Source organism: Rhodobacter sp. JA431, from assembly GCF_900217725.1.
In the GTDB taxonomy this organism is placed as follows: domain Bacteria; phylum Pseudomonadota; class Alphaproteobacteria; order Rhodobacterales; family Rhodobacteraceae; genus Rhodobacter; species Rhodobacter aestuarii.
Genome location: NZ_OBMP01000020.1, coordinates 1 through 6,536, shown reverse-complemented (window position 1 = coordinate 6,536; position 6,536 = coordinate 1). Strand labels below are relative to the sequence as shown.

The window sequence follows — 6,536 nt, the reverse complement described above, 5'->3', positions numbered from 1 at the left end:
GGCGATGGTTTCGCCTATTCTGGGCAATATGTGTTGATGCCCTCTAGTGCGCCGATGCTGCCCGAACTCAAAACCACCCGCGCCGATGTGCGCGGGCCCCAGACCGCGAAAGTGGTGGGCGAAGGCGAGATCGATTGCGACGAATATGGCCGGATCTTGGTGCAATTCCATTGGGACATCGAGGCGGCTTACTCGATGCGCTGCCGTGTCAGCCAAAACTGGGCCGGGGCGGGCTGGGGCGGCATGGTGATCCCGCGTATCGGCATGGAAGTTTTGGTCGATTTCTTGGATGGCGACCCGGATCAGCCCTTGGTGACGGGATGCGTTTATAATGGGGCGAATGGCGTGCCCTATGAGTTACCTGCGCATAAGACGAAATCCGTCTTCCGCTCCGATACCCACCAAGGCAGCGGTATGAATGAGATCAGCTTTGAAGACGCCAAAGGTGCCGAAGTGATGTTCTCGCATGCGCAAAAAGATCAAATGGCGCGGGTGCTCAATAACCGTGCCGCGCGAGTTGATCACTCCTCCGTGGATAGCGTTGGCGTAAACAAGCTTGTTTCCACTGGCAGAAATCATGTCGAGAGCATTGGCGGGTCTATGAACCTGACCGTGGGCGGTGGGCTTGGTGGGGTGTTTGGGGCGCTTGGGGCGGTGGCGGCTGCGGGCGGGCAAGATGCGCTGGCGGGGGCAGAGGCGGTTGGCAATAAGGCGATCTCGGGGTTTGCGGCGGCCTTGGCCGTCTCGGGCGCTGCGATTGAGGCGTCAACCGGTTCGGCACGCGCGGGCTTTGATGCGGCGGGAAATCACCGCACGGTGGCAGGTCTGGAACAAGCCGCACAGACCCAAAAGATCGCGGGCCTGCTGTCATCGGTGATCCCGCTCAGCGGCGTGCTGTCCACCGTGGTTGAGAAATTCCGCACCGATACCGTGGGGCTGGCGCGGACCGAACAGATCGGCGCCTACAAGAACACTTCGGTCGGGCACACGATGACGGTGAATGTCGGGCAGGAATTCTTGATCAATTGCGGCAAGTCGAAATTCATCATGGATGCCGAGGGCAATGTGACGATCATTGGCACCAAATTCAACTTCACCGCCTCGGGCAATGTGCAGATCAATGGCAAGGTCATCGACCTGAACTGAGGCGCGCGATGAGTATCCCAAGAGAAGGCAGTCGCGACACGTCAGAGGGGATCATCGTCTCCTGCACGCCCGATGTGTGCAAAACACCGGTGGGTTCAAGCCTGGTGCCGATCCCCTATTCGATTGTCGCGAAACAAGGTGACGATGCAAACACCGTGCCCACGGTGCGCATGACGGGGCTGCGGGCGCACAACATGGGCTCGCTGACGACAAAATGCACCGGTGATGCGCCTGGCACCGGCACCGGGGTGAAATCGGGCACGGTGGGCTCGGTCTGTGAGCCGAAAGGGCACTCAAACTCGGTGCGCATTGCGGGCAAATGGGCGGTGCGCGACGCCGATGAATGGTGGATGAACAGCAAGAACACGGTGGGCAAGCTGGCTTATGTCAAATCCACCGAGAGTTTTGGGACCACTCCGGCGGTGGAATTGGCGCAGGAGCCGAAGCGCGAAGCGCCCGAGCCGGTGCGCCTCGCTTTCAACGGTGAAGACTGGGCCAATTTCGTCGGTGCTCCAGGCACGGCCGTGCCCACTGCAGCCCCTGTACCGTCCGCCCAACCCAGAACCTCCTCGCCAGCGCCCTCCGAGCCCAACCGGATTGCCCGACCGGCAGCGCCTATCCCCAAATACACCCCGAAAGCGCCACCGGCCGCCACTGGCCTTTCCTTGTCCACTCTCGCAAAGGCCGCCGGACTGGCGGCGCGGCGGGTGAGCCCCTTGGGTATCGCAAGCAGCGTTTTCTTTGCCCAAAGCACCGCAGCCCCCTGGCATGATGAGCTTTGGCACGACCCATTTGATCCGGTCGAAACCGGCTTGCTTAATCGTGCAGATAAAGCAGTTGAAGATGGTGAAAGCATTGCGGAGGTGGGAGACTGGCTGCGCGGAGAACTGCAGAGCTATCGCGAGAAAAAAGCCCAAGCACAGGCCGAAGCCGAGGCGCAGGCCGAGGTTCAACTGGGGGTGACGACGGACACCGTCAGGGTGACCGAGGAAGAGAAAAAGAAACAGGATCCGTGCCTTGTCGGCCCATACGAAGAGATCAAAGACATTTGTGCTGGCGAAGCACATCATATCATTCCGGACATGGCCTACCGGCTTGGAGCGCGACCTGTCGGGGCAGCCATGTCTTCTACGGCTGATCGTATTCCAAATGCGCCAACACTCAATCAGGGAATGAGTATCTGTCTGACCCCTGCACAACACGGTTCCGGGCCGACTGGCATTCATGGGCGAATGCGACCGAAATTGAACGCACTGGGTGCAGCATCGCCGGTTGCGGGAACTGCACCTATGGGCGCCATTGCGTTAGCAAGCCTCTCTGAAATCAATGCGATCCCCGACATTTCCGAAGAATGCAAAGACTATGCCGCAGTCAAAACGCTTGAGCAGGTAACAGAAGGCCCCGGCCTGAAGGCCCCAGGGCGCACACGTGAAGCTCCGTTACCTAGCGGCGAAGCGCGGCGTGTCTTGGCAGCTGGAAGCTATTGAAGGAGAATACCTTGACGTCGTTGAGTTTTATCGCAGTGGCCGCACACTCGGCACAGCATTTTGCCCTTTCCGCAACGCAGTTCGATGGTGATGATCCCTTCAGTGCGATCTTAATCTATCGTGCTTGGCTCTCACAGCCTTGGGATAGAATCGATATTTCGCGCACGATCGTCGATCTTGTGTTTTCGCCTTCAGAAACGAGCGCCGATCTCGTCGCGCTGAGCGACGAAGGCGATATTTATCTTGTCCAAGAAACGATCAAACGAGCCAAAATCCTTGGGGCGGGGGTGAGTTCGGAAGATGCGGACGGCAGAGGACGGACGACGCTTTTATGCGCCTCTGGCGAAAAGCTTTGGATCGCAGGCGATAACGGGCAGCTTTACAGTGGAGGCTTTTCTAAAGGCTGGGAACAGATCACGCTTCAGCCGCAATTTCAGCCTGCCGCGATGATACCAGACAACAGCGGGGGCGTGTTGCTCGCTGGCGATATGGAGATAGCGCAGCAACTCGAGCAAATTGATACAAGCGACCCTCAGGCCATCCTTTCGGCGCTGCGTGCGGGGCGTGCGGATCGTACCGCCGCCCCTGCGTCGGCGCGGCTCTATCACGTCCTCGCCTCAGGGAGGGTGCGCGAGATCGCCTTGCCTGCGGTCTCACATATTCGTGGGATGGCGACACTTGGTGGGCAGGAATTCTGTATTTTCGGTGTCAATGGTCTCTTTATGAGCGGGGATCTGGATCGTGGTCTTGTCCGCGAGGATATCGGCCTATCCGGTCAAACGATCCTTACTGCGGCCGCGGCGCCTGTGGGAGTTATTCTGGGAACAGATCGACACTGGGAGGTTTATGATGGGGCCAAGACAACACCTTTTTCTCTCGGGCTGATTAACGAAGAGATTAGGCACCCTTTACGCGCAATTGCGGCCGACGAGGGAACATTGCTTGTAGACTATCACGCCGCGCCCCTTTGGCGAGATGGTGCCATGTGGAAAGTGATCAACCTGCCGCAGGCGCTGCAGAAGCGCCACTTTGATGCCGATGCATTCCTGAAACAACGCTAAGCGCGAGGGTCGGATGCTGCACGACAACACCACCCCCCTCGCGGCAATCGGCTTCGAGCAATGGAAGCCCGACGGAACGCGCATGGCCGTCATCGCCGCGCGAGGCAGTTTTGAGATCGACGGCGGCCTGATCCGCTACGCGGGCAAGCAGGACCTCGTGCTGGCCGATAAATATGAGGGCGATCCTCATCGCACGCCGATGGTGCGCTGTTCCGATCTGATCCCCTTCAAGCCCGCCGCCGATGTCACCGTTTTGGGGGCGTTTCAGGCGCCCGAACCCGTGCCAGACCTGCACGCAGGCCTGCGGGTGCGCACGGTCGAAAAACATCTGCGCGCGACGGGGCCGTCGCATTGGTTTCATCAAGGGCACTGGCAGCGCAGTACGCCCGAGCCTGTCACCCATGTGGCCCTCGATTGGCGCCTTGCGGCGGGTGGGCGCCTGATCGGCGAGCCAGAGGGCGCGGTTGATCCCCGCAACCCAATTGGTGCAGGCGTGGCTCATCCCGATTACACCTCTGAAAAACTCACCCTTCCCGCGCCGCAAATTTTTTCTGAGGCGCATCCGATCGGGCCCGATCCGACACGCCCGTCCGAGCCCGAGGGCTTCGGCCCCGTGTCCCCCTGGTGGCAGGCGCGCGCGCGATATGCAGGCACCTATGACAAACTCTGGGAAGAGCAGCACCATCCGCTTCTGCCAAGAGATTTTGACTATCGCTTCTACCAAATCGCGCCACCGGGCTTGCAGGTGCCGGGCTATCTGCACCCCGGGGATCGGGTACAGGCCTATGGCCTTCTGCCCGGGGCGGCGATGCTGGATTTTATGCTGCCTGACCTTGCGCCCTTTGCGAAATTCTCTTTCACCGATGGGCGCGAAGTGGTGGCGCAATTGCATCTTGACGGGCTTCACATCGACCTGCGCGAGGGGGTGCGCTTCGATCTCACCTGGCGCGCCTGGGCACCGATTTGCCCAAGGTTCTGGCGCATTGACCTCGACCTCGGGCGTTACGATGAGGTGGCGGCGATGGGGCTCGCAGCCCAACACCGTCGGGCGTGAAGGCCCCCTAGATTTGGCGCCGGTTCGATATATGACCCTTCTCGCGAAAGGTCCCAAGATCGAAGTGCAGAACTGCGGCCGTAAAGTATCCCTTGCTATCCATGCACTTACAGGCTTTGCACCGAAATTGCGCGGTCGAGAGGTCCGGAGAATATTCGCCCTGAGAGACAGCTTCCGGGCCACCTGGCATCAGCACCGGTGGTCAGTCCCGCCCGCATAACCCTCGAAAAAAAGAAAAAATTCGGCCAGAGCCGGATTGGGAGAACGATTTCGCGGGGCAAGTGGCGGAGGGGGTGGGCCTGCCGTCGAACCTTCTCCACCTCCGTTCGACGGCAGATCTACGGTCGGTATGCGCCGCCAACGTTTCCTTTCGGAAAGACGGCGCAGCTTGCGCCTCGGGCGGGCTATAATAGGCTGCCCCCGCGCAGCAGGCTTTGTTGCCGCAGCCTGAGCAGGTGGATTTGGCAAAGCTTAGCTCTAGCCGCCCCTTGCGCACCAGTTTGGCGGTCATTTCCCGCATCGCATCAGGGGCGCAGCCGAAATGCAGGCTCAGATCGCTCAGGCTCACCTTTCCGCACGCAATCACATGCGCCTCGATCTCTCGCAAAGACATCGCCGCCCCCTCACACTTGCGCCGGGCGCGAAGGGTGGGCGCGCCCCGCCCATAGCCGTAGTCCGAGCATCAGCGCCACGGCCCCGAGCCCCAGCCCCGCCAGCCAGCCCGCCGAGCTGGCCGGATGCAGCCCGAACCGCGCCGCCTGATAGATCCCGGTGGCGATGCCCCAGCCAAGCGTGGTCGCCCAACCCGCCACGAAGAGCGCCCAACCCGCGCCGACCTCGCGCCAGATCGCAGCCAGCACCGCGGTGCAGGGGAAGTAGAGCAGGATGAACATCAGATAGGCATAGGCCCCCGCCGCGCCATCGAACCGTGCCAGCATCGCCTGCCCTGTGGGGGTGGCATCGGCCCCGGCCTGCGCCTCGATCTCGCCCAGCCCGAGCGGGTCGGCCCAATTCGCCAGCGCATCGCCCAAATTGGCGGGGACGGTCGCCACAGCCTCGGCCAGCGCCGGGCCAAGCGCGAAGGGCGCGTCCTCTCCTGCCTCCTCCTCGCCCGCAAGGGCTGCATCGGCCCGCCCCGCCTCGGTGTAAAGTGCATCGAGCGTGCCCACCACCGCCTCTTTCGCCAGCACCCCGGTAAACACCCCTACTGCGGCGGGCCAGTTCTCTTCGGTCATCCCCATCGGCGCGAAGATCGGCGTGATGGTGCGCCCGATCTGGCTGAGCACCGAATTGCGGCTGTCTGCATGGCCAAAGCTCCCATCGGTGCCCAAGGAGTTCAGCACATTGAGCACCATCACCATCGGCACGATGATCTTGGTTGCCTGCAACACGAAGCTGCGGGTCTTTTCCCAGGTGCGCAGCGCCACGCCGCGCAGCGTGGGCAGGTGATAGGGCGGCAGTTCCATTACGAAGGGCGTGACCGGGCCCGAGAGCAGCGTGGCTTTTAGCGCCAGCCCCGAGAGGATCGCTACGGCGATCCCAGCGAGATAGAGGCTGAACACGATCAGCCCGCCCTGCGCCGGAAAAAACACCGCGGCAAAGAGCGCATAGACCGGCAGTCGCGCGCCGCAAGACATGAAGGGCGCCATCACGATGGTCAGGATGCGGTCGCGCGGTCGCTCGATGGTGCGGGTGGCCATCACCGCGGGTACGTTGCAGCCAAAGCCCACGATCAAGGGCACGAAAGCCTTGCCCGGCAGGCCGATGGCGCGCATCGCCCGGTCCATC

The 6,536-nt window shown here is 61.6% G+C and carries 6 protein-coding genes; 4 read left to right on the top strand and 2 right to left on the bottom strand.

Annotated features, from left to right (window positions below):
* The 4 genes from CRO18_RS19055 to CRO18_RS18365 all read left to right on the top strand — a co-directional run.
* Positions 1 to 1,146 (top strand): type VI secretion system Vgr family protein (locus tag CRO18_RS19055; protein ID WP_212710204.1); only part of this gene is annotated, 1,146 nt, incomplete at its 5' end.
* A gap of 8 nt (positions 1,147 to 1,154) precedes the next feature.
* Positions 1,155 to 2,633 (top strand): DUF4150 domain-containing protein, encoded by a 1,479-nt coding sequence (locus tag CRO18_RS18375; protein WP_097083222.1) that lies wholly within the window; start codon positions 1,155 to 1,157, stop codon positions 2,631 to 2,633.
* An 11-nt stretch (positions 2,634 to 2,644) separates the two neighbouring features.
* Entirely contained in the window at positions 2,645 to 3,694 is a 1,050-nt protein-coding gene (locus CRO18_RS18370; RefSeq protein WP_097083221.1) for a hypothetical protein, read from the top strand.
* Between the two features lie 13 nt (positions 3,695 to 3,707).
* Positions 3,708 to 4,748 (top strand): DUF2169 domain-containing protein, encoded by a 1,041-nt coding sequence (locus tag CRO18_RS18365; protein ID WP_097083220.1) that lies wholly within the window; start codon positions 3,708 to 3,710, stop codon positions 4,746 to 4,748.
* Between the two features lie 202 nt (positions 4,749 to 4,950).
* Here CRO18_RS18365 and CRO18_RS19285 read toward each other — a convergent pair whose 3' ends face one another.
* Together CRO18_RS19285 and CRO18_RS18355 are read right to left on the bottom strand one after the other, a co-directional pair.
* On the bottom strand, positions 4,951 to 5,361 hold the full coding sequence (locus CRO18_RS19285) for a FeoC-like transcriptional regulator (RefSeq protein WP_097083219.1): 411 nt from the start codon (positions 5,359 to 5,361) through the stop codon (positions 4,951 to 4,953).
* 10 nt (positions 5,362 to 5,371) lie between these two features.
* Positions 5,372 to 6,536: nucleoside recognition domain-containing protein (locus CRO18_RS18355; RefSeq protein WP_283234910.1), on the bottom strand; the 1,165-nt coding region annotated here is incomplete at its 5' end.

Excerpts from the sequence above, each read along its gene's own strand:
- CRO18_RS18375 (WP_097083222.1), top strand. The coding sequence starts at position 1,155 with ATGAGTATCCCAAGAGAAGGCAGTCGCGACACGTCAGAGGGGATCATC.
- CRO18_RS18365 (WP_097083220.1), top strand. The coding sequence starts at position 3,708 with ATGCTGCACGACAACACCACCCCCCTCGCGGCAATCGGCTTCGAGCAA.
- CRO18_RS19285 (WP_097083219.1), bottom strand. The coding sequence starts at position 5,361 with ATGTCTTTGCGAGAGATCGAGGCGCATGTGATTGCGTGCGGAAAGGTG.